Source organism: Ketobacter sp. GenoA1 (assembly GCF_003671475.1).
Taxonomy (GTDB): domain Bacteria; phylum Pseudomonadota; class Gammaproteobacteria; order Pseudomonadales; family Ketobacteraceae; genus Ketobacter.
On record NZ_RCHM01000042.1, the window covers coordinates 858,781 to 884,976 of the forward strand.

Consider the following 26,196-nt stretch of genomic DNA (forward strand, 5'->3'; position numbering starts at 1 on the left):
TTGTGGTCTAACGCCCACGTAGATTTCCTCCCTCAGCCGATAATGGTTGCTGCACAGCAAGATGGCGGGGCGAGCTCTAAACAAGAAGATTAGAAAATGACAAAAGCATTAAAGTTCATTTTGCCCATCGCGGCAATCGTTGTGGGATTGGCAGTGTCCGTCTTGTTGTTTGTATCCCGCCCGGAAGTGGAGCATAAGCCCCTTAACATCAAATCGCCGCTGGTGACCATCACCGAAGTGCAGGCAAAAAGCAAAAGCATCCCGGTATTTACCCGCGGTACGGTTACCCCAGGTACCGAAATTCAGTTGATGTCTGAAGTGAGCGGTCAGGTGCTGGAGCTGTCGCCCAATTTTGCCAATGGTGGGTTCTTCCGTAAGGGCGAAATGCTCATCAAAATTGACCCTATTGAATATGAGGTCAACATCAAACGAGCAGAGGCCAGCAAGGCGCAGGCATATCAGGCCATGTTACAGGCAGAAGCTGAGCGCAAGGCCCGCAGCCGGGTCAAGAACAACAGTTCCAACCGGTTGGCCAATTATGAAATTCAGTACCAGCAGGCCAAGGCTCAGTATGACGCGGCGGTGGCTGAGCTTGAGGCGGTGAAACTGCAGCGTGACCGTACCACCATCACAGCGCCGTTTGATGGCAGGGTCAGGTTGGCAACATTGAATATTGGTCAGTATGTGCGGCCCGGCCAGCAAATGGGGGCCATTTACGCCGTTGACGTAGCGGAAGTGCGCTTGCCTTTATCCGATCGCCAGTTGAGCCTGGTGGATGTGCCGATGCGATTTCAGGATGCGCTGGACCAGCCACTTCCTGAGGTGACGTTAACCGAAAAGTTTGCCGGGCGTACCTATACCTGGAAAGGAAAAGTAGTGCGTGCAGAGGGTGGGGTCGATGAGCGCAACCGCCTCCTGTATGTTGTTGCCCAGGTTCGTGACCCCTATTCAGCGGATCCGAATCAACCTGGCAGGCCAGAGTTGGTGGCAGGCTCTTTTGTTGAAGCCACTATTGATGGTCGTCGCTTTGAGAGAGTGTTCGAGGTGCCCAGGAAGGCACTGAGAAACAGTTCCCAGCTGTGGGTGGTGGATGAAAACAGCCAGTTACGGGAACGTGAGGTTGCAATTATCTACAAAGGAAAAGACAGCATCTACATCAGCTCCGGGCTGGAGAACGGTGATCGTGTGGTATTGAGTCAGATGGACATTGCCGTCGATGGCATGACCGTTCGGACCAAATTGGAAGATAACTATGAATATGAGGTTGAGCCCGATAAGAACGACAACATTTTTGGGTCAGCGGCTAAAACCTCGACCCCGCCGGCGGCCAGCCAGAACACCATTATAGAAGCCAAGGATCTGAATGATCCACGGGTCAGGCAGATGGCAGAGAAGGCGCGGGAAGCCTTTGAAGGCCTGGATGATGAGCAAAAAAATCAGATCCAGGAAAGCGCTCAGGGCCTGATGCAGCAGGCGCAAAAACTGCAGGCAGCCATCACGCCCAAGGCGCAGCCTAAAGCGGAGATCAAGCCTGAGCAGGAAGCGGGCAAGCAGGTTGAAATGTCGCCCCTGGCCGCGCAAATAGCCGCGGATATGGAATCTCAGGACCCCCCTGCCGCAGAGCCGATACCGGAAAGCGCTCCCGAGCAGCCACGATCGGTGCCTGCCGTTCCGGCCCAGCAAAGCAATGCAGCGTCACCGGCACGGGGTGGCAAGATCACCATTTCAATTGTCAGTGCCCCTGAGCCTCTGGTGGAAGCCGTACAATGAATGCAATTATTGCCTGGTTCGCGGAAAACAAGGTAGCCGCCAACCTTTTGATGGTGTTTGTGGTAGTGGCGGGCATCATCAGCCTGCAGGATACCCGCAAAGAAATCCTGCCCAACATTTCACTGGATTTGATTACCATCAGTGTCCCTTATCCGGGAGCCTCACCGGAGGATGTGGAAAAATCCGTATTAAATCGGATTGAGTCCGCCATTTATGATCTTGAGGGCATTAAATCCTTGTCCTCCAAGGCGACCGAGCACCTGGGCGTGCTGACTCTGGAAATCGCCTACGGCCATGACAGTAAGCATCTTCTTAATGAAATCAAGGCACGGGTTGACGGTATAGGCACCTTCCCGGCGGATGTGGAGCGCCCTATAGTACGCGAGATTTCGGTGCGTAATATGGTGGCTTACATAGTGATATCCGGTGACGCGGATGAACGTAGCCTGAAGAATCTGGCGGCCCAGATTCAGGAAGACCTAACCACAAAGCCCAATATTTCCCAGGTTTCCCTGGCTTCAAGCCGGCCCTATGAAATCGCCATAGAAGTGTCCGAGGCATCGCTTCAGCGTTACGGAATGAGTTTCCTTGAAGTGGCCAACGCGGTACGTCAAAGCTCGGTGGATTTGCCCACCGGCGTCATTAAAACCGCCCAGGGCAATGTGTCTGTTAAAGCCAAGGGGCAGGTTTATTGGGGCGAGGATTTTGAGGATATCGTGATTCGGGCTTTACCGGACGGGGCACAGGTTCTGGTGCGTGATGTGGCGACGGTATTGGATGGCTTCAAGGAAGGTGTCTCACTGTCTGAATTTAATGGTCGGCCTGCAGTGGCGCTGTCCGTGTATCGGGTCGGGGACCAGAATATACTGGATGTGTCCCGTGAGCTGCACGATTACGTTAAAAATCCCACCACCTACATTCCCGAAGGCATTCATCTGGATGTATGGCAGGATTCTTCGGTCTACTTTAAGAGCCGCATGGATTTGCTGAGTGAAAACGCCATAAGCGGCTTGGCGCTGGTGTTTATCATTTTGCTGCTGTTTTTGCGGGCTCAGTTGTCATTCTGGGTCAGCCTGGGTATCCCGATATCCTTCATGGGGGCATTCATGTTGTTGCCGCACTTTGACGGCTCGCTGAACATGATCTCCCTGTTCGCTTTTATTCTGGTGCTCGGTATCGTGGTGGATGATGCGATCATTGTTGGCGAGAATGTCTTCACCAAGCACCGTGAAGGTATTGGCGGCGTGCGCGGCGCGATACTGGGTGCTCAGGAAGTGCAGAAGCCGGTTATTTTCTCAGTTATCACCACCATCATTGCATTTGCACCACTCATCATGTTGCCTGGCCCCGAGGGTAAACTGATGAAGGTGATTCCCATTGTGGTGATCTGTACCCTGATCTTTTCACTGATTGAATCCTTGCTGGTGTTGCCATCCCATGTTTCGGGCATCTCTTCTGACGAGTTTGACCGCTTTCCGGTGATCGGAGCAGTGCAACGCAAATTTTCCCTGGGCCTGGAAAAGTTTGTGAGCCGCATTTACAGCCCGTTCCTGGAAGTATGCCTGCGCTGGCGCTATACCACGTTGTTTGGGTTTATTGGCGTTTTAATCATTGCTCTGTCGCTGATGGCATCAGGTTGGTTAAAGGTGGTGTTTTTCTCCACCATTGAGGCGGATACCGCCAGTGCAACCATCAGCTTCGCTCAAAACACCACACCGGAAGCCGTGCGTGACGGTATAAAACGGGTTGAGCGGGCCGCGTTGAATCTGAAAGATGAACTCAGGAATGAAACCGGTCACGAGCAGATACTTAACGTATTTACCGCTTTCACCAGTGATACGGCGGGGCGCATTGTACTGGAAATGGCTCCCTCGGAAAACCGCAAGCTTTCCGGTCAGAAAATTACGCGGCGCTGGGAGGACGGCGTCGGGGATATTCGGGATGTGGTTGAGCTGCAATTCAAGGCCACACTGAACCAGCCTGGATCCATGCTCGATATTGAATTGTCATCCAGCAGCCTCAGCGATTTGAAACTGGCAGCCGATGGCCTCAAGGAAAGAATGGCATCCATCAACGGTCTCTACCAGATTACGGATTCGTTTCAACGGGGCAAGCAAGAGCTGCTCATCGAGTTGAAACCGTTGGCCAGGAACCTGGGATTGAGCCTGGACGATGTCGCCATGCAGGTGCGGCAGGCCTATCACGGAGCAGACGTGCAGAACATCCAGCGCGGTGAGCAGGATATCAAAGTTGTGGTGCGCTATCCGGCAGAAGAACGCAGTTCACTCTGGTACCTGGAAAACATGTCGATCCGCCTGCGGGATGGTTCAACGGTTCCCCTGTTGACGGTGGCCGATATAGAGTACGGAGAGGGTGCCGCGCAGATTAACCGCCATAACCGGCGCCGGGTTATCCGGGTGCGGGCCAAGCTGGATGACAACGTCACCAGCACCCCAAAAGTGATGATGGCACTGAAGGGTGAGTATCTTGAGTCCATTCCGGAGAATTTCCCGGGCATGAGCTGGGATATCTCCGGCGTGCAGAAAGAAAAAGATGAATTCAAGGCCTATCTTGCCAAAGCCTATTGGATTGCAATTCTGGGCATGTATGTGATGATGGCAACCCTGTTCAGGTCGTACGCACAACCCTTGATGGTGATGTTTGCCATACCTTTCGGCATCATCGGTGCCTTGGTTGGGCATCTGGTGATGGGGATGGAAGTCACGCTCTGGTCTCTGGTGGGAATGATTGCAGTGAGCGGTATTGTGGTGAATGACAACCTTGTGCTGGTTGATTTCATGAACCGGAATAAAGAGAAGGGTATCGCCCTGATGGATTCGATTCGGCAGGCCGGCGCATCGCGGTTCAGGCCCATAATGCTCACCTCATTCACCACCTTCGGCGGCCTGGTACCATTGATGCTGGAAACCAGCTTGCAGGCGCAGTTTTTAATACCCATGGCGATTTCCATTGCCTTCGGCGTGCTGTTTGCCACCCTGGTCAGCCTGGTGCTGGTGCCGGCGACCTACCACATACTCGATGATATAAATCAGTCAGTTCGCGATCTGAGCCTGTTTTTCTCCGGTGCCAAAAAGAAACTTTCTGTAGCGGAAGAGGTAGACCGCTCCTATGAAACGGGCGCGGACGATGACTCTGAAAAGCTGCAATGGCATGTGGGCCTGGATGAAGCCTATGAGCTGGGGCACAAAGAAGGATTGAAAGGGGATGTACCAAGAGTCTCCCCATTTGAACTGGAAGTGTTATCCGCCAGCTGGGAAGCTGGATGGGATGATGGGCATGAAGAATTTCAGGCGAATAATAAAGCGTCAACCTGAGGTAAAACTATTGAACACTATTGTTAACCGTGTGTGGATCTTATGTGTATTCGGTCTGGTGGCGTTGCTGGGTGCCTGCTCAGATAACGATGACGGTTTGGCGAAAGTGGATGCTGGTACCGCAGAGCAGCAATCTACGCCATCGGCAGAGATTCATAAGCTGGAAGATGGGAGCACCTATCAAGGGCAGATTCTCGACGGTAAAAAGAATGGGCAGGGGGTATACATCTGGCCAAACGGGGATCGCTATGACGGAGAATGGAAAGATGGTTTGATGTCCGGTCAGGGCACATTTGAAGATGCTCAAGGCCATATCTATTCCGGACAGTGGAAAAAGGGGGAGTTTCACGGCCGTGGTGTTTATCGCTGGCCCAGTGGCAGTCGTTATGAAGGTGGATTTGTTAACGGCAAGAAGGAAGGCGTAGGTACCTATGAATGGGCGGATGGCCGATCCTACCGCGGCGAATTCAGCAACGATTTAAAGCATGGCAATGGTACTTACACCTGGCCCGATGGCAGAAAGTACATGGGCCAGTTCCAGGCTGACCAACGCAGTGGGCAGGGAAAAATGCTGTACCCTGATGGTGAGATCTACGAGGGCGAATTTGTGGACGGGGCTCGATCCGGGCAGGGCACCAGAACCCAAAGCGACGGTGTGGTGTATGAAGGTACGTTTCAGGATGACATGGCGCAGGGGCAAGGTCGGATGGAATGGCCCAGCGGGGAAACCTACGAAGGGCAGTTTGCTGAAGACATGCCCCATGGGCGCGGACAAAAATCCTGGCCCAGCGGAAATCAGTACCAGGGCGAGTTCAAGTCCGGTGTGATGGACGGGCGGGGTGTGCTGACTTTTGCGGACGGGCGTGTGTACGATGGACAGTTCAAACTCGGCAAACGTTCCGGCAAAGGCACTCTCTCCTGGCCCAGCGGTGAAAAATATTCAGGTGAGTTTGTAGACGGAATGCGTGAGGGTAGAGGCGTATTTACCTGGCCGGATGGCAGCAAATACGTGGGTGGTTTTCAGCAGAACGCACTGCATGGGCGTGGTGTGTGTTCCATGGATGGTGCTGATACGCCTTGCCGTTTCGATCGGGGCGTAAGAATCGAATAATACGGTTATGACTTGATTGCTGCCAGGGCTTCCTTGGCAGTTTGAAAGCGTTGGTTAGGGTCCGGGTCCAACATTTTGGCAACAAACGCAGAAGTCCTGGCATCGGTTACGCCTTCCAGAAAATTGTCCTGTTGTCGTTGATTGGAGGCCGCAAACAGTACCTTGTCCCGCTTGGTTGTGCCTTCATTCCAGCGTCTGTTTTTCAGCAACTCATACAGCAGAATACCCGCTTGGTATAAATCACTGCGGTGATCCCACTTTTCACCCCGGGCTTGTTCCGGTGAAATGAACGATGGCTTGGCCAACCATTGATAGGCCTCTTTGTTGGCCTGCTTCTGAAAGTGTGAGCAACCAAAATCCACCAGATAGATCTTTTGCTTGGTATCGATCAGTATGTTTTCCGAGCTGATGTCCCCATGCACCACAGGCTTCAGGCTGGTGTGCAGATAATGCAGTTGTTCCAGCAGCTGCCCGACAATGTCTTTGGCCAGCTCCTTAACCAGTTGTGGAGGGAAGCGTTGTTGTTCCTGAGACAGATTGATAAGCTGAAACCCCTCTATGAATTCATAGGCATAATAGGCCTTACCGTCAATAAGCCCCCTGGAACGGTATTTGGGTAATTGGGGGTGATGCAGTTCCCGTACAATCTGGCTTTCTGTGGTGAATTGTCGCCTCACGGCCTGGTGGTTAAGCCATTGTTCCCGCACCATTTTTACCGCCAGCTTGGGTTTGCCCTGCTCCAGCGGTATGCCTTTCATCACTACACAGATTCCACCCTCAGTGAAAGGCTCCATTCGATAACGGCCAATGTTGAGCTGAACCTCAAAGGGGCGTTGCAGGTTGGTTGCCGGGGGGCGGGTGGCCACAGCCGGTTTCTTGGCACCACTCCCCTGACTCTGTGCGTCAGGTCGGCGTTCGGGCTTGGCGTCCTTGGGTTCGTTTTGCTGTTTTTTTGAGCGCCATGAGAATAGCCACGTCAGATTCATAGAGAGGTTGAGCCCTTTAACGCAAAAATCGTGGTGAAAAAACAGTAGTAATAAGTTGTTTTTGTTAGATAACCTAATAGTTTACACGCTAGTCAGGGATTCGCAAAGAAACAGTTGATGTTGATATTAAGGCGATTTTAGTGGCAGTTTTCCGTCGATATATTGGCGCCAAGGGCGTGCATTCGTTCACGTTCGTCGGAAATTTGATGGTTGATCGGTTTATAGATATTGACTAATAAAGAGTCTATAAGCAGTATATCAATCATCGTAGTTTGTCTATTTCTTTGACGGCGTGGCCACAAAAGGCTAGTCAAACCGATGCAAAATAAGTAAAGTGCTTTATGAGTCCGTACTCGTTAGTACTAACACAGAAAACAACTATAAAGGGGCTAAATCCTGTGGATATCAAATCTTCTCGCAAACTGTCTAACAAAAAAATCACTGGTCAAGGCATGTCCGAATATCTGGTCATCGTTGGTCTGCTGGCAGTAGCTGGTATTGCTGCTATGGGTCTGATGGGCGGCTCTGTCCGTACCACAATGGCAGCGTTTGCTGATGAATTTGCCGATGGCACGCAGTCTGCCACTATTCGAAGCGATGCAAGTACCCTGGCGCAAGACGCAGCGGATAATTCTGTAGCTGGCTTGGATAACTACGACACAAACAACGACGTTCTGAACGGAAACTGAGTTTAGATCTTTTTTGTTGATCTGTTTTATGAGCGGCGGCTTCCTCTTGTAGTGGCCGCCGCTATTGATTTGAAGTAGTTACTCCTCTTCGCCCAGCCGATTACAACAATTAAAACTAAAGCCAGTGGTGCGTATGAGCTTGTCTTTGAAGGGCCATAGTGGCCAGGTCTTCCCCCTTTCCCTCGCTGTCCTAGCGGTTGCGTGCGTGGTCTTCTTTGTTGTTTTCAACAGTGGTCGCGCTGTCAATGAGAAAATTAACTTGGTCAATGCGGCCGATGCCAGTGCCTATTCCGGTGCTCAGGTAGCGGCTCGCCACCTGAATTTTATGGCTTATACCAATCGTGCAATGGTGGCCAACGAGGCGGCTATTGGCCATCTCTACAGTTTTCAGGTGGAAGTAGACCTGCTGGGTAAAATTGTTCAGGAAGGGGTCGGTGGTGGCGGCTTGATTGGTGACTTTGTGCGCTGGTTGCTGGGGGTAATCATCGGGGACGCTTTTGAGGATTCCCTGGACTTGATTGCTCAGGTTATTCAACCCATAGTGGATACTTCTAAAGTATTTACCGGGATGCTTTCGCTAATGCTGGACGCCAATAATGCATCGTTCGCCAATTTTCAGCAGCAGGCGTACGAGGATTTGATCAGGCCCGACCCCAACACTGGCTACACAGTGGTGGAGAAGGCAATGTCCGTAGTGGCGTCTTCCTATATATCCCGTGCCAATGCGCCCATCACGGTTAACAGCCCCACCACATTGCAGCAATTTATAACATCGGATAATCAGACCGCAGCTACGGCTGCCACCGAGGCGGCGAACGCCGCTGCTGAACTGTGCGAAATGATACTCTTTGCAGCGCCGGGTATGGAGACTGGCAATGCGTTGGGTAGCTCCTACGGGGCGCGCTCCCAGAATTGCCAGCAGGCGGTCAGCGGTATTGGAAACTTGAGTATTTCCATACCGGGTACTCCCATGGCCCCGGAAGCAGACGGTGGCCTGATGATCGATGCCATCCGCCAAACGGTGGCAACCATGGAAAATGCCACCTGGATTCGTGACCGGAACATGGATAACTACTCATTTTTTGGTGCGTTTCGGGCAGACCGCGCCGGTGAAACCAACGCAGTCTTTAATCCCAATACAGGTAATATTAACTGGGTTGCTGAAGAGGATTCATTTGAGCTCAAGTTTGCCGGGATACAGTTTTATCGTACCACCGAGGATGGCGATGCCGCGCAGAACGTGGAGGAAGCAACTGCCATGATAAATGACGCTGCGATTCAGGGCTTGCGCTTCTGGGGGCTTTGCACTAACGGCGGTAGTATCGACTGTAACTCGTTGGCAAATAATAGCTATGACAGCGTGCAACGCTACGCGGCGTTGGACCCCAACCGCCAAAAAGCCACCATCACGGCGTTTCTCCATCAGAGTAACTGTTCCGATCATATTGGCTTTGACGATGATGGAAATCGGCTGGAAGGCTGGTCCGATAACTTGCGCCCTTTTGAAGAGCAAGAGAGCATATGTGGGAAAAACGTGTACGCTATCGGGCAGGCTGAAGTGTATTTTCAGCGACCGGATTGTTATGAAGATGGCAATGCGTCCTGCTCACGCACCGATAATGGCTTTTCTCGCCTTGATAACAGTGGGTCGGTAGAAGTGCCCAACCTGTATAACCCGTTTTGGCATGCGCGTTTGATTGCCAGCGGTATTGGAGGTGTCAATGAATAAGCAGCGCGGACAAGCTATTTCAGAATTCATTGTGTACATGGCTTGGGTTATCCCGTTTGTATTCATGCTGATTGCGATCATGCAGATGATCAAGGTGCAGACTCAAACTCATAAGGCGGCCCGCTACGTGGCATGGGAGCGCACCGCCTACACCGGAGCAGATTACGAAGCCCGTATGTCCGATCCAATCAATGGGTTTGATGATGAAATTGCCGAGCGGTTTTTTATCAACGACTCGGTTGGCTTTGACAGTGATGTGGCGGTGACCACGGAAAAGTGGCGGGATTGGCAATCCAGGCAATCGGTGGTGGATCTGGATAATGGAATATCGGTCAATGCACCCACTGTAGAAGATACTTTCATCAATGATGCTACCGGATTTCTTGAATCAAATTCATCCCGAGTCAACTGGCTGAGCGAAAGGAGCGATGTAAATGTTAACTCCATAGCAGCGGCCTCCCTGCAAGTGAATTTTGACGCGGAAAACACTTTTGCACTGGATTCTGAGAGTGCTTATACGCCCAACGTCAGTGCCTCTTATGTGCTTATTGCAGACAGTTGGGCGCCGGGCAATGAGGCATCGTTCTCCGACAGGGTACAGGGGGTTCGGGAATCAGTGTACAGCAATGCCCAGCGTTGGTTCCAAAATACTAATGCTACCCGGTTTTTAGCGCCTTTATTCGATGAAATCGACGAAAAACTGTTTGTGAATGGCAATGATTCTTTTGAAATGGTGTCATCAGAGCAATCCACTGCGGTTCCCAGCACGCTGCTGGAGCCCTACGTAGCAAATTAATATACAGGCAAGCAGTATTCATGGAATTTCCCCGGCAACTCTACGTCAGCCTGATTCTTGTTGTTGCGTGTGTGTTCTCCCAAACCGCTTTTTCCGCTTTTAAAGACCCCCTGGATGTTAAACTGCCGGAGCTGGAAGTGGTGTCAGGTGCCCAGTGGTATTGGGCAGGCCGGCATCTGGCGGTAAACAACATTCCCATGTCCGTTAAGCTTTTTTCCTACCCGGGCAAAGCTGAAGAGGTTGAGCGTTTCTATCTGGGGTTGTGGCAGATTAAGGGGCATGGAAAGCTAACCCAAAAGAGTATAGGTGATCTTAATATACTGGGTTACCAATTGGATGGATTTCAGTATTCTGTGCAGTTTTCCCAGCAGGGTAACGTGGTGGATGGTAAGATTGTGGTCTCGCCAACCCCGCTTAACTATAAAGAGCGCAAAAAAACCACATTGCCACTGCCACCTCGCGCCAAGATTGCCAGCGTGGTGCAGTCACTGGAGATGGGTAAACGATCAGAGTCGGTCACGCTTGATACCTCTCTTGGCGTAGCACAAGTTTTGGATTTCTATAGAGTTCAATTGCAAAGTGAGGGATGGCAACAATACTCCGGTTCTGGAGACGGGGTCGAGGGCGCTGTGGTCAGTTTTCAACGAGGGGGAGAGCTGTTACAGTTGAATATAAAGGGTTTACAAGGTCGCAACAGTAGTTTTAGTCAGGTGCTTATAAACTGGGTCAAATAGACTTATAAGAACAAAAAATGAATAAGAATTCGCAGTCAGGCAATATCATGTCAGAGTATCTGGTCGTGTTGATCTTTATGGTTGCAGTGATCGGCTTCGCCATGATGGGCAGCGTGGGGGATTTGGGGGGGATTGAAGGCGGTATTGACGGCGACCCTGAAACCGATGATCCGACCATCATGTCTGCTCTAAACGACCGACAGCACGAGTTCGCCCGAGAAATCTATGAGCCGTAGTGGTAGTAGCTATGAAATCTAATAATAAGAACAGTATCATTCTTCTGGTGTGTGCCATTGCCGCGGGTGCTGGTGGTTGGTATTTATCCACCAATCATATCGAAAGTGAAATATCCTCCTATAAGTCCAATTTTGAGGCGGAACGTGAAGCGGTTGAGGTTGTCGTCGCAAAGCGGGATCTTGCCGTCGGTGAGGAGATCAATTCAACCACCGCGTCTATCCGTAAAATTCCAAAAATTTATGTCTCATCGGAAGCCGTCAGGCCTTCACAGTTTTCAAGGCTAGAAGGCAGGCAGCTTATTCACCCTGTTCGTGGTGGCCAACCTATTCTCGGGCTGCATGTCAGCCAGGTAAAGATTGACGGATTGGCGAGTTTGCTGAGGGAGGGCGAACGGGCCGTTACGCTCCCTGTTTCCACACTTGATACGTTTTCGGGTTTTCTTGCACCGGGTGATTATGTTGACTTGATGATTACGCTTCAGGACGGCGTTACCCGGCGTACGGTTCCGCTGGCCCAGAATCTGAGAGTGCTGGCAACGGGTGGGGATCTGGACGATGGCATCCCCAACAAGACACAACGCCGGTATACAGAAATAACGGTGGGCGTAACACCTCTGTATGCAACACGCCTTATTCATGCCCAGACGGTTGGTGACATCAGCCTGTTGTTAAGGCGCCCGGAAGATGAAGCAGATCGCTTTGAAGATTATGTAACTCTGGACAATTTAGTAGATATTCCTAATGAAGTTAAGGCCGTTGCTCCGCCGCCACCGAAAGATCAGCCCTGGGGGTTTGAGGTGATTAGAGGCGGCAAGCGCTCATAACGATAAAAATAAAAGGACCTAAGAAGTGATGGTTAAGACCTGTTTTCCAGTGCTGTTCGCGGCGCTTTTGGCAATGTATTCCTTTCTGTTTACTCCCAGTTATGCTGCAGACGACGCCTATTCAGGTACCGTCAACATTATTCAAGGTCAAACACGCCTGATGCCCTATCCCGGTGTGAATCGAGTTTCCATTGGACATCCTGATATTGCTAACGCCCAGCCAACAGGCCCTGATGAAATTCTGCTAACCGGCTTGAAAGCCGGGGTTACTGATCTGCGGATCTGGACGGACAGTGGTGAACAGATACGCTATCTATTGAAGGTGGTGGATAACTCCTGGGTTCAGATACTGGAAGTTGCCAATATTGTTCTGGCCGACGTGGAAGGAGTGAACGCGCGGGAGGAGAATGGCATCGTATTTATTGAGGGGAGGATTCTCAGAGAGCAGGACATTCCCATCATCGAAGATATGAAAAAGAAACTGTCGAAGGAAGTAGGCAGTGGTACCGTCGTGTTCAATATTGTTAGGCCAAAGGTCAGTCTGCAGGCCATGATCTTGCTGGATGTCCAGGTGGTTGAAGTTCGTCGGGATGACCTGATGAATGTGGGTGTGGAATGGGCAGCATCCGCACCAGGGCCGTTTTATGAATTGTTGGGGGAATTCCACGGTGTGCTTGATTTTGAAAAGTATACGTCCTTCTTCGGCTTCGGCTATGAAGAAGGGACCTCTGAACCACTGACAGAAATCGGTTCTACCATTAATTTGCTGGAAACCAACGGTATTGCCCGTGTGTTGGCTCAGCCCAAGCTGGTTACCAAGAGTGGTTCCAAAGCAGCTTTCCTGGCCGGTGGTGAAATTCCGATACCCATACGGGGAGGTGATGGTGAGCTGACAGTGGAGTTCAAGCAAGTGGGTGTCATTCTGGATTTTGAGCCTGTTGCTGACCCGGACGGCTTCATCAATACCAAGATTAATGTTGAAGTCAGTGCGGTTGATGAAAGTGTTGAAGTGCTCGATATACCAGGCTTCATCACCCGGAAAACCAATATGGAAATGAACGTACAAACCGGTCAGACCATGGTGATCTCCGGCATGCTGCAAGCTGAAGACAGTAAGGCTGTTTCCAAAGTTCCGGGCTTAGGTTCAATACCGATCATCGGTGAGTTGTTTAAATCCCGGGATTTTCGTGAGGACACAACAGAACTGGTGATATTTGTGACCCCCTATCTTATTGATCCTGATAGTAAGCGAAATAAGGATATGCTGGATTATGCCAGCAAGCTAAGTAATGATGCCAGTGAGGACATGAAGTACAGCATCTTTGACTGATGTAGTCTTCTGAGCGCTTGATCATGTTGAAATTTGAGGTTGTAGACAGTAACAGAAACAAGTCCATTTTTGAGTTTGCCGCTGGCAAAGTGGTGCTCGGAAAAGGGGACCATTGTGATGTTATCCTTACCGATAACCACGTTTCCCGTAATCATGCTGAGATTATCGTGGATGAAAGTGGCGCTCGGCTTCAGGATCTCAATAGCACCAACGGGACCTGGGTGAACGGAGAACGCCTGTTGGCGGAACTGTTGTTGTCGGAAGGTGATGTACTGCGCTTTGGTGAAATTACTCTGCGTATCACAGCAGTATCCAAAAAGATGGCAGTGTTTGAAGAGGGTACGGACCGCCGCCAAAAATTCGATAACGTGAAGCAGGAAAGTGAAGAACTGGTTGCGCTCAAGCGTAGAGTCCACTCACTTATTCTTGATTATCTGGATCTGCGTAAACGGGCAAACTTGCAGACAATGGGGCAGGATGAGTTGCGTCTGGAGGCAGAAAAAGCAACTCAGGAAATAATCCGGGATCATGTCAGCAGAATTCCTGACGGTGTTTCCCGCGAGGAGTTGCAACGGCAGGTGGTTGCGGAAGCCGTAGGCTTGGGCGCTTTGGAGCCTTTGGTAAACGATGATGCAGTAACCGAAATTATGGTGAATGGCCCTGATCAGATTTATGTAGAGAAAGACGGGCGCCTGACCTTGTCAGAAAGTCGTTTTTCCAGTACCCAGTCTCTCTTGTCTGTAATCGATAGAATAGTCGCACCACTCGGTCGGCGTATAGACGAGAGTTCCCCAATGGTGGATGCGCGTCTGCCAGACGGATCACGAGTGAATGCAATCATTCCACCTTTGGCCCTGAATGGCCCATCCATCACCATTCGAAAGTTCGCCAAGAAAAACCTCTATATGTCGGACTTAATTCGTTACGGGTCTATATCCGAGAGCATGGGGTTGTTCTTAAAAGAGGCTGTTGAGCTAAAGCAGAATATCGTCATTTCCGGTGGAACAGGGTCTGGTAAAACAACCTTGTTGAATATTCTTTCCAATTTTATTGGCAGTCAAGATCGAATCATTACCATTGAAGATGCAGCCGAACTGAAATTAAACCAACCGCATGTGGTTGCACTTGAAAGCAGGCCGGCGAACGCGGAAGGTAAAGGTAAGGTCAGTATAAGGGATCTGGTAATCAATGCTTTGCGGATGCGGCCTGACCGTATCGTTGTTGGCGAGTGTCGCGGAGGTGAAGCCCTGGATATGCTGCAGGCGATGAATACGGGCCATGATGGCTCGTTGACAACCGGGCACGCAAACTCTCCCAACGATTTTCTGAGCCGTCTCGAGGTTATGGTGATGATGGCGGGAGTCGATCTTCCCTCTCGCGCCATTAGAGAGCAGATAGCGTCGGCAGTGGATATTCTGGTTCAGCAGACCAGGTTGGCGGATGGTACCCGTCGCATTACCCACATAATGGAAGTTGTTGGTTTTGAGGGAGACAAAATAAAACTGGAACCTATTTTTGAATTTGTACGCAAAGGCTATGATGCAAACGGAAAGATAACCGGGTTTTATAGAGCGACTGGCTATATTCCGAAATTCTACCGTAATGCAATTGAGCAGGGCGTCCCGTTGGATACAGCTTTGTTTGGAGATGATAGTTCAGGAGAATTTCTCCACGAGGGGGTACGTTGATGGATCAGTTGTTGGCGATACTGCAAGGTCAATCCCAGCTCGTCAGCTTTGTTCTGATTGGGGTGGCGTTTTTTTGTGTCACCTGGGTGCTTTCAAATGTTGCGCGTCAGTTGTTTTCTCTCTATCAGAAGAACTTCTATCAACAGGTGGATAAAGGGCTGCGTGATGTTGTTGTCATGATGGAGCCTGGCCAGATTTTTACGGTGACGTTGATCGCTGCAATCGTCTTCGTTCCCCTGGTGTTCTGGATCACCAACATAGTGTTGGCGATGACGCTGGCCGTTATTATCTTCGTGGCCCCCACTTTTGTCCTCAAGGTCATGAAAAAACGCCGTTCCGATGACTTTGTGGATCAATTGCCCGACGCGCTTTCGTCAATATCCTCTTCATTGCGCTCAGGCTTGAATTTGGTGAAGGCTTTCCAGCAGGTTGCAAAAAATCAACCGCAACCTCTGGCGCAGGAGTTTACACAAGTGCTGGTTGAGTACAGGGTGGGCTCCGACTTGAACGAATCATTGGATGCGTTGGCCAAGCGAATTGGCCGTGACGACCTGCTTCTAATGAATTCCGCCATCAAAATATCCCGTACGGTGGGGGGTAATCTTGCGGATACCCTTGAGGTGCTCTCCAGAACCTTACGGGAGAAATCCAAGGTGGAAGGTAAAATTCGGGCGTTGACTTCAATGGGAAAGGCGCAAGGTACATTGGCAACGTTTTTCCCAGTGTTCATTGGTTACGTATTCTACAAAATTGAGCCGGAAGCCATGTCCATGCTGTTTACAACCAATTTGGGCCTCATATGGTTGGGTGTCATGATTACCATGTCAGTAATGGCTTTCTTTATGATTCAAAAGATCGTAAACGTGGACGTATAGGGTATGGCGTTTATCATGCAATATGTTCCGGTGCTATTGCTGTCTTCTTCTCTGGGGATCGGTGCGTTCGCTCTGGTTAACCTGTTTTTAAAAACGCGTGCCAAGTCAAAGGAAGATTGGCGTGATCCGCCACCACTTATTTTCAAGATTTTCAAACCGGTGGTAAGGCTGTTCGCGTCAGATGTGCGCGGCGCAATGCCTCATACCTTTTACACGCGGATTAACAATCGTCTCAGTACTGGAGGCATGAACTACGCCATTTTGGCAGAAGAATTTTTCACGCTCAAGCTAGTCTGTCTAGCCGCCATGTGTTTTGTATCCTATTTCTTATTCACTATGCCCAGTGAGCAAGGTGCGGAGGTTAAACTCGTCATTGTTGCCTTGATCCCTCTGGGCTTCTTTTATCCGGATATATGGCTCAACGATAAAATTGCCCGGCGTCGGGCTCGTGTCGCAAAGGAATTCCCATTCCTCCTGGATCTCCTGGTTCTGTCCATGAGAGCCGGTTTGAATTACTCGACCTCGTTGGGTCAGGCTATTTCCAATCTGCCCGAAGGCCCGGTTAAGGAGGAGTTTGGTAAGCTGCTGCGGGAAATCAGGGCGGGTAAAGTGAGAAGGCAGGCATTGTTGGACCTTGCAGCAAGAATGGATACCAAGTCCATCAATAACTTTGTCGCTGCCATAAACCAGGCCGAGGAAACGGGAGGGGAAATCGTTGAGGTGCTGACCTTACAGGCGGAGCAGCGTCGCTCTGAGCGCTTCAATGAGGCTGAGGAGGCCGCAAACAAGGCACCCGTAAAAATGCTTCTGCCATTGGTGTTGTTTTTGTTTCCCATCATCTTTATGTTGATTGGTTTTGTGTTGGTGGTGAAGCTGGCAGAAACCAACTTTTTGCCGCAGTTCATGATGGATTTGTTGGTGTAGTGATTGATGTCCGGTTTATCAACGTTGCATATACAGCGGGCGGGTAAGCCGATTGGCAGTAATGGCCTAACACGAATTCGTACTGCTGATACTTTTCTTACCCGCTTGATCGGGCTGTTATCCCGCAGTTCAATCGGTTCAGAAGAAGGGCTCTTGATCGTGCCTTGCGCCAGTATCCATACCTTTTTTATGCGCTTTACAATTGATTTGGTGTTTCTCGACAATGACAACAAGGTTTTAGGCGTAAAAGAGAATGTCAAGCCTAATAGAATTAGCTTGGCACCAAAAGGCACCTACGCCGTGCTCGAAATTGCACAAGGTAACGTTATGCGAACAGGAATTCACTTGGATGACACCTTGATATTTGATTAAATGATTAGTATTAGAAGAATAATATACTGCGGCCCTGTCCTGGGGCTGCTCGCAGGGCAGTGTAATGAATCAGAACTCTGACAATTTTATAGTTGAATCCACACCTGTTTTAGATCTTAAAAAGCAAGGTTTTGAAAATCATAGCGAACCCGGCATGGGCCCGGCTCAGTCGTGGGACGCAGACCGTACCGAAGTGTACGCCGATATTGAAGATTCTGATGCAATTGCTACGCTGGTTGCAGAAACAGGGGAATCTTATCCAATTACTACCTTTCCCTTTGTCATTGGGCGCGGTAGCGAATGCGATTTGGTACTGCAGGGCAAAGGTGTCTCTCGAAAACACGCTGAAATAGTCTTTCAATCGGGCCGTTTTGTTGTTAATGACATGGAAAGCCTTAACGGTATTAAGGTAAACGGCTATAAAGTAGCAAGGGTGATACTGGAGGAGAACGACTCGATCAAAATGGGGGAAGTTGCTCTAACCTTTCATTCTGGTGAGTCTGGAGCCACTGATGATCAAGCCGAAAACACCGGAAAGAGTGGCCTGTTTGCCAAACGCAGTGCACCTTTAAAAGGAGCTGAGGACGACACCTTTGGCCCCAACCCGGTTAAGAAGATTGCAACCTCCATGATCATTGTGCTTGCCGTTGGGATATTTGCTTATACTGGCTTCCTGTATCTGCAGAGGTCAGGGCAGCAAGGGCTCGTTGTTCAGGAGAGAACACCAACAGCAACACCACCAACAGCGGCTCCGGTTACCCAACCTGGCAGGACAGATACGGTAGCGCCGGCTAAGCCCGCGCGTTCTGAACCGGTTTTGGAGGGCGAATCAATGGTGGCTTCAAGCAGCCCGGCCGCCCCACCTCCTGCCAGTTCCATTGCGCCACCGCCCAGTTTGTCTATGGTGCCAAAGAAAGTTGAGACGGCAGCTGCCCAAGCAAGCGATTCACCGGCGCCACCTCAACCGGTGGTATCGAAGCCAAAACCCAAACCGACCCCCAATTTGAATAGCCAGGCAGCAACTGCTCAAACAACGGCGCAGAGCTTATACATTCAGGGTAAGGCCCCCCAGGCACTGGATGAATTGAAGAAGTATATCGGCAACGCAGCTGTTTCAAGGTCCTATCAGGACAGGGTGAAAACCACCTATCGGGATATCGACGCACTGTTTTCCCAGTATACGGATGCCCAGAAAGCGTATGCGACGGGTGATAAGGATCGTGCTTTCAGTGTTTGGACCGATTTTATGTCCCGAGAGTCACAGCTTTTGGACGGACAGAAGAGTGTATACAGTCGTTCAATAGCGACCAAGGTCATGGACGAATATGTGGAGCGGGGTAACCAGGCCTCCAGCGACGGCGACAATCACAGTGCGTATAACTATTGGAGTAAGGCTGTCGAAATTGGTGACAGTGTCAGCGCTAAAATTGCTCTTGATAACCTGAATAACAAAGCCCGGCAGCTTTATCGGCAGGCACTGAGGCTGGAATACGTCAATACTAACAAGGCTAAGGCAATGTGGTCTGAAGTCACCCAGTTGCTGCCTCCTGGAACTGAGTATCATACCAAGGCCAGCGCAAAATTAGCCTGGTATGAAAAGTGGGGCAGTTGAACATGCGTTCGCTCGCAGTGTCGTATGCATTGGCGTTTGCGTTGTTGTTCGCCGGCTGTGCAACACAAGGTGTTGGTTCATCGTCCGCCGGCAAGGAAAAGTCTGAGCAGGAACAAATCAGAGCCCAGTTGAAATCACATTATGACAAGGGTGAGTCGTTCTATAAGCTCGGAGAAATGGATGCTGCGAAAGCTGAGTTTCTCGCTATGTTGAAGATTAAGCCGGGTGAACCCAATGCCAACTATCGTTTGGGTACCATTGCGTTCAGGCAAGGGCAATATGTGGAGTCTGCCGCGTTTTTTGAGTCGGTGATCAACGAGGATCCCAAGAACTACAAAGCGCATTATAACTTGGCCTCCATCCGGTTGATGCAAGCGGAGAACCATTTTAAATACTATGCAGCTTTGGTGGATCCAGAAGCAGACCTGAAGAAGGTGTCTGAGTTGATGGCGGGTATTGATAGATTTACCAAGAAATCCTCACCCTCTGATAGAGAACAGAGCCTGGATCAACTAGCCATTACATTAAAAAAATAAATATATGTATCATGTGGTGTCAATCAGCCAAAAGGGTTCGAAGTCGTCCGTTAATGAAGATGCTTGTATTGCGCTGAGCAACAAAGGTATTTTTGTGGTTGCCGACGGTGTTGGTGGCGGTCCATCAGGCGATTTCGCATCAAGGACACTGGTTGAGGAGGTTGAGCACATATGTTCCTCGGGAGACGATCCAGAGAATGATTTGCTGGCTGCGATTCAGAGTGCCAATTTGAAAATTTACAAAGCAGGGCAGGAGCCTAAACTGAATGGCATGGCCACTACAGTAGCTGCTGTTGTGCAGAACGAAAGCACATTGCTTGTCTGTCATGTTGGCGATAGTCGAGTGTACTGTCTGTCGGATGCAGGTCTTGAAGCTTTGACAAAGGATCACTCCAAGCTGGTGAACAAAGGTGATGATGTTCAGAAGCAGGTAGTGACCAATGCCCTGGGTGTAAGGGAGTCTGTAAAAGTTGAAGTTCAGCGTTTTCCATCAGCACAGGGGCATCACCTGTTACTGATGACCGATGGTATTAGTGATGTGGTGAGTAATGAAAGAATGCAACAACTGCTTGCCGCAGAAAATCGATCTGTGTCTGAAAAATTAAAGTCATTGGTTGATGAGAGTGAGCGGTGTGGTGGTAGAGATGACAAGACGGTTCTCTGTGTTTTTTAGGGCACAGTAGGAGCAAACAATGACAATTCAAAAAGCGTTCGGCCGTTATCTGCAAACCGGTGTTTCAATGATAGAGACGATGCTCGTGTTGCCGATCATGTTAATCATCGGCTTTGGTATCGTGCAGGGGGGCTTTGTCTACCAGGCGCAAGCTAATCTGGAATATGCAGCCCTGATGGCAGCCAGAGTGGGCGCCTCCACCAGTATAGATGTTGGTGCTATGGCTCGGGAAGTGGCCTATCGTATGCAGGCCACTACAGGCATTGACGGCAATGATGGTGACGCCGTATCAAACCAGCTTGCCAACATCTCAGTTGAAGTCCTGAATCCTACACTTGAAATGTTTCAAGCGTGTGGCGAGCAGCCGTCTTATGACGATAGTGATTGTTACCTTCCAGGGAGTTGTGAGATTCCCTATTTCGGCATGCCGTTCTATGATAACGATGCCTTGATATGCAATGGTGCCAGTATTCAGGACGCCAATATTCTAAGAATACGGGTCACCTATCGCTACGATAGCGGTATACCCTTCGTCAGCAATATACGTTTGATTGGTGAATCCAATCTCCCTGCAGCAAATAATGGAACCAATATTTCTGCGGTTGCTACGGTTCGAATGCAATCACCTGCCAGGTTGACACTCAATAATTACGATTCAATCTACTCATCTCAGTAGCAGACGTTTTAAAAGGCTCGATGTATCCCAGCGACCGCCCCCCATACGCTGCACTTCCGAGTAGAATTGGTCAACCAGCGCAGCCACCGGCAAGCTGGATTCATTTCGACGGGCTTCCTCCAAACAAATAGCAAGATCCTTTCTCATCCAGTCAACTGCAAAGCCGTGATCAAAGCGATCCTCAATCATGGTTTTATGTCGGTTGTCCATTTGCCAGGACTGCGCGGCACCTTTGCCAATGACATCAAAAACCTGTTCAACATTCAGGCCGGCTTTTGTTGCAAACTGCATGCCTTCTGACAGGCTTTGAATCAGGCCGGCAATGCAGATCTGATTTACCATTTTGGTGAGTTGCCCGGCACCGCATTCCCCCATGAGTGTGACCTGCTTCCCATAGCAGTCCATCACCGGTTTTGCTACCTCGAAGTGGTCCTCGTTACCCCCGCACATAATCGTAAGCTGGCCGTTTTCTGCACCCAGTTGCCCGCCGGACACCGGGGCATCAATAAAGCCGATTCCAGTGAGAGCGAGGGTTGACGACAGTGCCCGCGCAATGTCGGCGGAAGCGGTGGTATGGTCAACCAGTATGGCGCCTTCTTTCATCGTTTTGATGACACCATCAGGGCCCAGGGTAACCTGGTTCAGGTCACTATCGTTGCCAACGCAGGTGAATACAATATCTGCATCCAGTGCCGCGGCAGCGGGAGTGGCTTTTGAGGTTCCTTTATGGATCTGCAGCCAGCGTTCTGCCTTGGCGTTGGTCCGGTTGTAGACGCACACTTCATGGCCGCTAGTGGAAAGATGCCCTGCCATGGGATAACCCATGACCCCAAGTCCAATAAACGCAATTTTCATAATGGTGGTTTCCTCCCGTGGGCAAGCGCTGCTGTTGACTGAAATAATAGTCGAAAAAAAAGGCTGCTTGCGCAGCCTTTTTTTATCGCTTGTCCAGTGGAACAAAGTCCCGCTGTGGCGAGCCGGTGTAGAGCTGGCGTGGACGGCCAATTCGATAGGAGCCGCTGATCATCTCATGCCAATGAGCAACCCAGCCAACCGTTCTTGCCAGGGCAAAGATTACGGTGAACATGCTGGTGGGAATGCCGATGGCTTTCAGGATAATCCCTGAATAGAAATCCACGTTGGGGTACAGGTTTTTCTCAATGAAATAACTGTCAGAACGGGCAATGTCTTCCAGCTTCATGGCCAGCTCCAGAAGAGGGTCTTTAATGCCCAATTCGCCCAGCACTTCATGGCAGGTTTCACGCATTACCTTGGCGCGGGGATCGTAGTTCTTGTAGACGCGGTGACCGAATCCCATTAAACGGAATGGATCATTTTTGTCTTTGGCCTTGGCAACAAACTTGTCGACGTTGGATACATCGCCGATTTCAGTCAGCATGTCGAGTACGGCTTCGTTGGCACCGCCGTGTGCGGGCCCCCACAGGGCGGCAATACCGGCAGCGATACAGGCAAACGGATTGGCTCCGGAGGAGCCGGCCAGGCGCACGGTAGAGGTGGAGGCGTTTTGCTCATGATCCGCGTGCAGAATGAAGATCTTATCCATGGCTTTGGCCAGAATCGGATTAACTTCATACTCTTCGCAAGGAACGCCAAACATCATCTGCAGGAAGTTTTCTGAGTAGCTCAGATCATTTCTTGGATACATGAAGGGCTGGCCAAGGGAGTATTTGTAACACATGGCCGCCAGGGTAGGCATTTTCGCTATCAACCGGAATGCGGCGATTTCCCGATGCCGCTCATCGGAGATTTCCAGAGAGTCGTGATAGAACGCTGACAGCGCGCCAACAACGCCACACATAATCGCCATGGGGTGTGCATCACGGCGGAAACCCTGGTAGAAGTTTCGCAATTGCTCGTGCACCATGGTGTGGTTGTTGATGGTGTTTTCAAACTGCTGTTTTTCGGTTGCGCTGGGCAGCTCTCCGTACAGGAGAAGGTAACAGACTTCCAGGTAATCAGAATTGTCTGCTAATTGATCAATGGGGTAGCCGCGGTGCAAGAGCACGCCCTTGCCGCCATCGATGTAGGTGATCTTGGATTCGCAGGCTGCTGTGGAAACAAAGCCTGGATCGTACGTAAACACACCCGCGCCGGTCAATTTGCCAACGTCGACGACGTCAGGTCCAATGGTGCCGGAATAAATGGGAAGATCGAGGGTGTTTCCGCCTAGGTTTAACTGAGCGCTTTTCTCAGTCATATTACTCTCCTGTACTCGGTTAGTAGGCATTTCAGGCAGGAATTATGCCGAATCACTCAATTGACTTCCTGATAGGAAGGCAACTGCGCCTACGTGCTCGTTAATATGGAGCCTCTGCATTAAGCCCGGTGAGACAAAGGTAATTGTGTCACGTTGTTTGGCTTAGTCGTGAACGTATTTGACTACTTAAGCTCATCTGCCGAAAAGGGGCCGAGCAAAAGTGGTCGCCAAAGCTAATCACTCAACGAAAGTTTGTCAATTTATTTCAGGCTTGAGTGGCTGTTTTGGGGGTAAAAACCGCTCAGTCATCCATGCTGCACCCATTATAGTGCATCAGGGGGCTATAGCGCGCCAAAGTGGTGATAAATGCTTATTATACAAACGTCTATAGGGTCAATTGATCATTTGTATTTCAATGTCTATGAGACTATACTTCGGCCCCGAATGAGAGAGGGGTACAAAATTCGGGGTTATTTAACTACCTGATTTTTCTTGCCTAACTGTTCTCGGAACTTCCTTTAACGCTCCGATTTTGGAGCCACAGTCTCAGTGGTTGGAACCGTGAAAAGTCAACGACCTGTTAATCTGGATATCACGACTATCAAGTTTACGCCGCAAATGATTGCGTCCATTACGCACCGTATCGCGGGTGTCGCAATATTTGTTGGTATGGCTTTCCTTATATGGGGTTTGGGCCTGTCTCTGCAGAGCCAGGAATCGTTCGATGCGTTAAAAGAATGCATGGACAGTGTCGTCGCCAAGCTCATCGTCTGGGCAATTCTTGCCGGGTTCATTTATCACTTCATTGCTGGTGTGCGCCATTTGCTGATGGACGCCGGCTACTTCGAGACTTTGGAAGGGTCACGGATTCTCTCTATCGCTGTCATGATTGTGTCAGCGGTTCTGATCGTTGCTGCGGGGGTATGGGTATGGTAACCAGCGTAACCAGTTTGGGTAAAAACGGCCTGTACGATTGGGTCATTCAGCGTGCAACTGCAGTGGTTCTTGGTGTGTATTTCCTATGCCTGATGGGGTTCCTCATTGCCACCCCGGACCTGACCTATGATCAGTGGCAGGCCTACATGTCTTCCACTTATATGCGTATTTTCACTTTGATTGCCCTTATTTCTATGGCCGCCCATGCCTGGGTAGGTCTGTGGACCATTTCCACAGATTACCTGACCGAGCGCCAGTTGGGGGCTGCCGGGACCGTTCTTCGAATTGCTTTTCAGGCTGTCTGTGCACTGGTGACCATGGTGTACGTAGTGTGGGGCATCCAGATTTTGTGGGGTATTTAAAAGATGGCCAATATGCGTACTTTGACATTTGATGCCGTTATCGTTGGTGGTGGCGGTGCCGGCATGCGAGCTGCGCTGCAGCTGGCGCAATCCGGGCAGAAAACAGCCCTGATCTCCAAGGTGTTTCCAACCCGTTCCCACACAGTATCCGCCCAGGGTGGTATCACCTGCGCGATCGCCAGTGCCGACCCCAACGACGATTGGCGCTGGCACATGTACGACACTGTAAAGGGGTCGGATTATATCGGTGATCAGGATGCAATCGAATACATGTGCAGCGTTGGCCCGGAAGCGGTGTTCGAGCTGGATCACATGGGGCTGCCTTTCTCCCGTACTGAGGCAGGGCGTATTTATCAGCGTCCTTTCGGTGGCCAATCGAAGAATTTCGGCGAAGGGGGCCAGGCTGCCCGTACTTGCGCCGCTGCAGACCGTACCGGTCATGCGCTGCTACACACCCTGTATCAGCAAAACGTTCGCTGCAATACCAACTTTTATAACGAATGGTATGCGGTGGATCTGGTGACCAATCAGGACGGAGCAGTCACCGGTGTGATTGCCATCTCCATGGAAACCGGTGAATCCGTCTATTTCAAATCCAAGGCCACCGTATTTGCAACCGGTGGTTCCGGCCGCATTTATGCGTCCACCACCAATGCTCTGATCAACACCGGAGACGGCGTGGGCATGGCTCTGCGTGCCGGTTTCCCGGTGCAGGATATCGAAATGTGGCAGTTCCATCCAACCGGTATCGCCGGTGCGGGTGTACTGGTGACCGAGGGTTGCCGGGGTGAAGGGGGCTATTTGGTCAATAAGGATGGCGAGCGCTTTATGGAGCGTTATGCCCCCAATGCCAAAGACCTGGCCGGCCGTGACGTTGTCGCCCGCTCCATGATGCAAGAGATTCTCGATGGCCGTGGTTGTGGCCCGGACGGGGATCATGTTTACCTGAAGCTTGATCACCTGGGTGAGGAAGTACTGCACAAGCGACTCCCCGGTATTTGCGAGCTTGCCATTACCTTTGCCGCAGCCGATCCGGTGAAAGTACCCATTCCTGTGGTGCCCACCTGTCACTATATGATGGGGGGTATACCCACCAACATCCATGGTCAGGCGATCATGCAGGATGCAGAAGGCAAAGATAAGATCATCGACGGCTTGTATGCGGTGGGTGAGGTAGCCTGCGTATCAGTGCACGGTGCCAATCGCCTGGGCGGCAACTCCCTGCTTGACCTGGTGGTGTTCGGTCGGGCTGCCGGGCTGTTTATCGAGAAAGCGCTCAAGGATGGTATCGAGCATCGTGATACCTCCGAGTCGGATCTGGAGCGGGCTTACAGTCGGATGAACCGTCTTGAGACCAGCAGCGACGGCGAGGATGTGGCAAAGCTGCGCAAGGAGCTGCAGACCAATATGCAGAATAACTTCGGTGTATTCCGTAAAGGCGATCTCATGCAGGAAGGTGTTAAAAAGCTGGAAGAGCTGCGTGAGCGCATTGGCAATACCCATCTTGATGACAAAAGCAGTGCCTACAATACCGCTCGAATTGAAGCGCTGGAGTTGGATAACCTGCTGGAGGTGGCTGAGGCCACTGCCATTGCTGCAGAAGGCCGTAAGGAAAGTCGTGGCGCCCACAGCCGTTATGACTTCCCCGACCGTGATGATGAAAACTGGCTGGCCCACTCGATCTATGATCCGAAGACCAAGCAGCTTTCTCAGCGCGCCGTCAACTTCTCTCCCAAGCAAGTTGATACGTTCCAGCCCAAGGTCCGAACTTATTAAGGTGAATC

Annotated in this window: 24 protein-coding genes; 21 read left to right on the top strand and 3 right to left on the bottom strand. The window is 50.7% G+C overall.

The annotated features are described in order from the left end of the window. Window positions 1-96 precede the first annotated feature (96 nt). Genes D9N13_RS17640 through D9N13_RS17650 form a run of 3 tightly spaced genes read left to right on the top strand, consistent with a single transcriptional unit; the run spans window position 97 to window position 6,216 of the window. The gene (locus D9N13_RS17640) at window positions 97-1,770 is read left to right on the top strand and encodes an efflux RND transporter periplasmic adaptor subunit (RefSeq protein ID WP_290592733.1); all 1,674 of its coding nucleotides are present in this window, start codon (window positions 97-99) and stop codon (window positions 1,768-1,770) included. Then, on the top strand, window positions 1,767-5,105 hold the full coding sequence (locus tag D9N13_RS17645; protein WP_290592734.1) for an efflux RND transporter permease subunit: 3,339 nt from the start codon (window positions 1,767-1,769) through the stop codon (window positions 5,103-5,105). Before D9N13_RS17640 ends, D9N13_RS17645 begins: the two co-directional genes overlap by 4 nt. 10 nt (window positions 5,106-5,115) lie before the next feature. Continuing rightward, window positions 5,116-6,216, top strand: a complete 1,101-nt coding sequence (locus D9N13_RS17650; protein WP_290592736.1) for a hypothetical protein — start codon at window positions 5,116-5,118, stop codon at window positions 6,214-6,216. Window positions 6,217-6,221: 5 nt separating this feature from the next. Here the strand turns inward: D9N13_RS17650 and D9N13_RS17655 are convergent, their stop codons facing one another. Beyond that, the gene (locus D9N13_RS17655; RefSeq protein WP_290592738.1) at window positions 6,222-7,202 is read right to left on the bottom strand and encodes a serine/threonine protein kinase; all 981 of its coding nucleotides are present in this window, start codon (window positions 7,200-7,202) and stop codon (window positions 6,222-6,224) included. A gap of 398 nt (window positions 7,203-7,600) precedes the next feature. Between D9N13_RS17655 and D9N13_RS17660 the strand changes: the two genes are divergently transcribed. From D9N13_RS17660 to D9N13_RS17730, 15 genes are all read left to right on the top strand, one after another. Then, the gene (locus D9N13_RS17660; protein WP_290592740.1) at window positions 7,601-7,891 is read left to right on the top strand and encodes a Flp family type IVb pilin; all 291 of its coding nucleotides are present in this window, start codon (window positions 7,601-7,603) and stop codon (window positions 7,889-7,891) included. A 133-nt stretch (window positions 7,892-8,024) separates the two neighbouring features. Beyond that, window positions 8,025-9,620, top strand: a complete 1,596-nt coding sequence (locus D9N13_RS17665; RefSeq protein ID WP_290592742.1) for a pilus assembly protein TadG-related protein — start codon at window positions 8,025-8,027, stop codon at window positions 9,618-9,620. Further along, window positions 9,613-10,416 carry a hypothetical protein gene (locus tag D9N13_RS17670; RefSeq protein ID WP_290592744.1) on the top strand — a complete coding sequence of 268 codons (804 nt, stop codon included), beginning with the start codon at window positions 9,613-9,615 and terminating at the stop codon, window positions 10,414-10,416. The genes D9N13_RS17665 and D9N13_RS17670 overlap by 8 nt, the downstream gene beginning before the upstream one ends. Before the next feature lie 20 nt (window positions 10,417-10,436). Beyond that, on the top strand, window positions 10,437-11,150 hold the full coding sequence (locus D9N13_RS17675) for a hypothetical protein (RefSeq protein ID WP_290592746.1): 714 nt from the start codon (window positions 10,437-10,439) through the stop codon (window positions 11,148-11,150). A 17-nt stretch (window positions 11,151-11,167) separates the two neighbouring features. Next, window positions 11,168-11,386 (top strand): hypothetical protein, encoded by a 219-nt coding sequence (locus D9N13_RS17680; RefSeq protein WP_290592748.1) that lies wholly within the window; start codon window positions 11,168-11,170, stop codon window positions 11,384-11,386. An 11-nt stretch (window positions 11,387-11,397) separates the two neighbouring features. Further along, window positions 11,398-12,210, top strand: a complete 813-nt coding sequence (cpaB, locus tag D9N13_RS17685) for a Flp pilus assembly protein CpaB (RefSeq protein ID WP_290592750.1) — start codon at window positions 11,398-11,400, stop codon at window positions 12,208-12,210. A gap of 28 nt (window positions 12,211-12,238) precedes the next feature. Next, window positions 12,239-13,540, top strand: a complete 1,302-nt coding sequence (locus D9N13_RS17690) for a type II and III secretion system protein family protein (RefSeq protein ID WP_290592752.1) — start codon at window positions 12,239-12,241, stop codon at window positions 13,538-13,540. A gap of 23 nt (window positions 13,541-13,563) precedes the next feature. Further along, window positions 13,564-15,228: an ATPase, T2SS/T4P/T4SS family gene (locus tag D9N13_RS17695; protein WP_290592754.1), complete on the top strand. Its 1,665-nt coding sequence runs from the start codon at window positions 13,564-13,566 to the stop codon at window positions 15,226-15,228. Then, a complete protein-coding gene (locus D9N13_RS17700; RefSeq protein WP_290592756.1) occupies window positions 15,228-16,103 on the top strand; it encodes a type II secretion system F family protein in 876 nt (291 codons plus the stop codon). The genes D9N13_RS17695 and D9N13_RS17700 overlap by 1 nt, the downstream gene beginning before the upstream one ends. 3 nt (window positions 16,104-16,106) lie before the next feature. Further along, window positions 16,107-17,027 carry a type II secretion system F family protein gene (locus tag D9N13_RS17705; protein ID WP_290592758.1) on the top strand — a complete coding sequence of 307 codons (921 nt, stop codon included), beginning with the start codon at window positions 16,107-16,109 and terminating at the stop codon, window positions 17,025-17,027. Between the two features lie 6 nt (window positions 17,028-17,033). Next, the gene (locus tag D9N13_RS17710; RefSeq protein ID WP_290592760.1) at window positions 17,034-17,399 is read left to right on the top strand and encodes a DUF192 domain-containing protein; all 366 of its coding nucleotides are present in this window, start codon (window positions 17,034-17,036) and stop codon (window positions 17,397-17,399) included. A gap of 64 nt (window positions 17,400-17,463) precedes the next feature. Continuing rightward, the gene (locus D9N13_RS17715) at window positions 17,464-19,011 is read left to right on the top strand and encodes an FHA domain-containing protein (protein WP_290592762.1); all 1,548 of its coding nucleotides are present in this window, start codon (window positions 17,464-17,466) and stop codon (window positions 19,009-19,011) included. Window positions 19,012-19,013: 2 nt separating this feature from the next. Further along, on the top strand, window positions 19,014-19,547 hold the full coding sequence (locus D9N13_RS17720) for a tetratricopeptide repeat protein (RefSeq protein ID WP_290592763.1): 534 nt from the start codon (window positions 19,014-19,016) through the stop codon (window positions 19,545-19,547). A gap of 4 nt (window positions 19,548-19,551) precedes the next feature. Then, window positions 19,552-20,220, top strand: a complete 669-nt coding sequence (locus tag D9N13_RS17725; RefSeq protein WP_290592765.1) for a protein phosphatase 2C domain-containing protein — start codon at window positions 19,552-19,554, stop codon at window positions 20,218-20,220. 19 nt (window positions 20,221-20,239) lie between these two features. After that, complete coding sequence (locus D9N13_RS17730) at window positions 20,240-20,896, top strand: TadE/TadG family type IV pilus assembly protein (RefSeq protein WP_290592767.1); 657 nt, start codon at window positions 20,240-20,242, stop codon at window positions 20,894-20,896. On the opposite strand, the gene D9N13_RS17735 is transcribed toward D9N13_RS17730, so the two are convergent. Both D9N13_RS17735 and gltA read right to left on the bottom strand, forming a co-directional pair. Then, complete coding sequence (locus D9N13_RS17735) at window positions 20,885-21,754, bottom strand: NAD(P)-dependent oxidoreductase (RefSeq protein ID WP_317622532.1); 870 nt, start codon at window positions 21,752-21,754, stop codon at window positions 20,885-20,887. The genes D9N13_RS17730 and D9N13_RS17735 overlap by 12 nt on opposite strands. 79 nt (window positions 21,755-21,833) lie before the next feature. After that, window positions 21,834-23,114, bottom strand: a complete 1,281-nt coding sequence (gene gltA, locus D9N13_RS17740; protein ID WP_290592771.1) for a citrate synthase — start codon at window positions 23,112-23,114, stop codon at window positions 21,834-21,836. A gap of 561 nt (window positions 23,115-23,675) precedes the next feature. Between gltA and sdhC the strand changes: the two genes are divergently transcribed. Genes sdhC through sdhA form a run of 3 tightly spaced genes read left to right on the top strand, consistent with a single transcriptional unit; the run spans window position 23,676 to window position 26,188 of the window. Then, complete coding sequence (sdhC, locus tag D9N13_RS17745; RefSeq protein WP_290592773.1) at window positions 23,676-24,050, top strand: succinate dehydrogenase, cytochrome b556 subunit; 375 nt, start codon at window positions 23,676-23,678, stop codon at window positions 24,048-24,050. Then, window positions 24,044-24,412: a succinate dehydrogenase, hydrophobic membrane anchor protein gene (sdhD, locus tag D9N13_RS17750; RefSeq protein WP_290592775.1), complete on the top strand. Its 369-nt coding sequence runs from the start codon at window positions 24,044-24,046 to the stop codon at window positions 24,410-24,412. The genes sdhC and sdhD overlap by 7 nt, the downstream gene beginning before the upstream one ends. A gap of 3 nt (window positions 24,413-24,415) precedes the next feature. Beyond that, window positions 24,416-26,188, top strand: a complete 1,773-nt coding sequence (gene sdhA / locus D9N13_RS17755; protein WP_290592777.1) for a succinate dehydrogenase flavoprotein subunit — start codon at window positions 24,416-24,418, stop codon at window positions 26,186-26,188. Window positions 26,189-26,196 lie beyond the last annotated feature (8 nt).

Excerpts from the sequence above, each read along its gene's own strand:
- D9N13_RS17640 (WP_290592733.1), top strand. The coding sequence starts at position 97 with ATGACAAAAGCATTAAAGTTCATTTTGCCCATCGCGGCAATCGTTGTG.
- D9N13_RS17645 (WP_290592734.1), top strand. The coding sequence starts at position 1,767 with ATGAATGCAATTATTGCCTGGTTCGCGGAAAACAAGGTAGCCGCCAAC.
- D9N13_RS17655 (WP_290592738.1), bottom strand. The coding sequence starts at position 7,202 with ATGAATCTGACGTGGCTATTCTCATGGCGCTCAAAAAAACAGCAAAAC.
- D9N13_RS17665 (WP_290592742.1), top strand. The coding sequence starts at position 8,025 with ATGAGCTTGTCTTTGAAGGGCCATAGTGGCCAGGTCTTCCCCCTTTCC.
- D9N13_RS17670 (WP_290592744.1), top strand. The coding sequence starts at position 9,613 with ATGAATAAGCAGCGCGGACAAGCTATTTCAGAATTCATTGTGTACATG.
- D9N13_RS17675 (WP_290592746.1), top strand. The coding sequence starts at position 10,437 with ATGGAATTTCCCCGGCAACTCTACGTCAGCCTGATTCTTGTTGTTGCG.
- D9N13_RS17680 (WP_290592748.1), top strand. The coding sequence starts at position 11,168 with ATGAATAAGAATTCGCAGTCAGGCAATATCATGTCAGAGTATCTGGTC.
- cpaB (WP_290592750.1), top strand. The coding sequence starts at position 11,398 with ATGAAATCTAATAATAAGAACAGTATCATTCTTCTGGTGTGTGCCATT.
- D9N13_RS17690 (WP_290592752.1), top strand. The coding sequence starts at position 12,239 with ATGGTTAAGACCTGTTTTCCAGTGCTGTTCGCGGCGCTTTTGGCAATG.
- D9N13_RS17695 (WP_290592754.1), top strand. The coding sequence starts at position 13,564 with ATGTTGAAATTTGAGGTTGTAGACAGTAACAGAAACAAGTCCATTTTT.
- D9N13_RS17700 (WP_290592756.1), top strand. The coding sequence starts at position 15,228 with ATGGATCAGTTGTTGGCGATACTGCAAGGTCAATCCCAGCTCGTCAGC.
- D9N13_RS17705 (WP_290592758.1), top strand. The coding sequence starts at position 16,107 with ATGGCGTTTATCATGCAATATGTTCCGGTGCTATTGCTGTCTTCTTCT.
- D9N13_RS17710 (WP_290592760.1), top strand. The coding sequence starts at position 17,034 with ATGTCCGGTTTATCAACGTTGCATATACAGCGGGCGGGTAAGCCGATT.
- D9N13_RS17715 (WP_290592762.1), top strand. The coding sequence starts at position 17,464 with ATGAATCAGAACTCTGACAATTTTATAGTTGAATCCACACCTGTTTTA.
- D9N13_RS17720 (WP_290592763.1), top strand. The coding sequence starts at position 19,014 with ATGCGTTCGCTCGCAGTGTCGTATGCATTGGCGTTTGCGTTGTTGTTC.
- D9N13_RS17725 (WP_290592765.1), top strand. The coding sequence starts at position 19,552 with ATGTATCATGTGGTGTCAATCAGCCAAAAGGGTTCGAAGTCGTCCGTT.
- D9N13_RS17730 (WP_290592767.1), top strand. The coding sequence starts at position 20,240 with ATGACAATTCAAAAAGCGTTCGGCCGTTATCTGCAAACCGGTGTTTCA.
- gltA (WP_290592771.1), bottom strand. The coding sequence starts at position 23,114 with ATGACTGAGAAAAGCGCTCAGTTAAACCTAGGCGGAAACACCCTCGAT.
- sdhD (WP_290592775.1), top strand. The coding sequence starts at position 24,044 with ATGGTAACCAGCGTAACCAGTTTGGGTAAAAACGGCCTGTACGATTGG.
- sdhA (WP_290592777.1), top strand. The coding sequence starts at position 24,416 with ATGGCCAATATGCGTACTTTGACATTTGATGCCGTTATCGTTGGTGGT.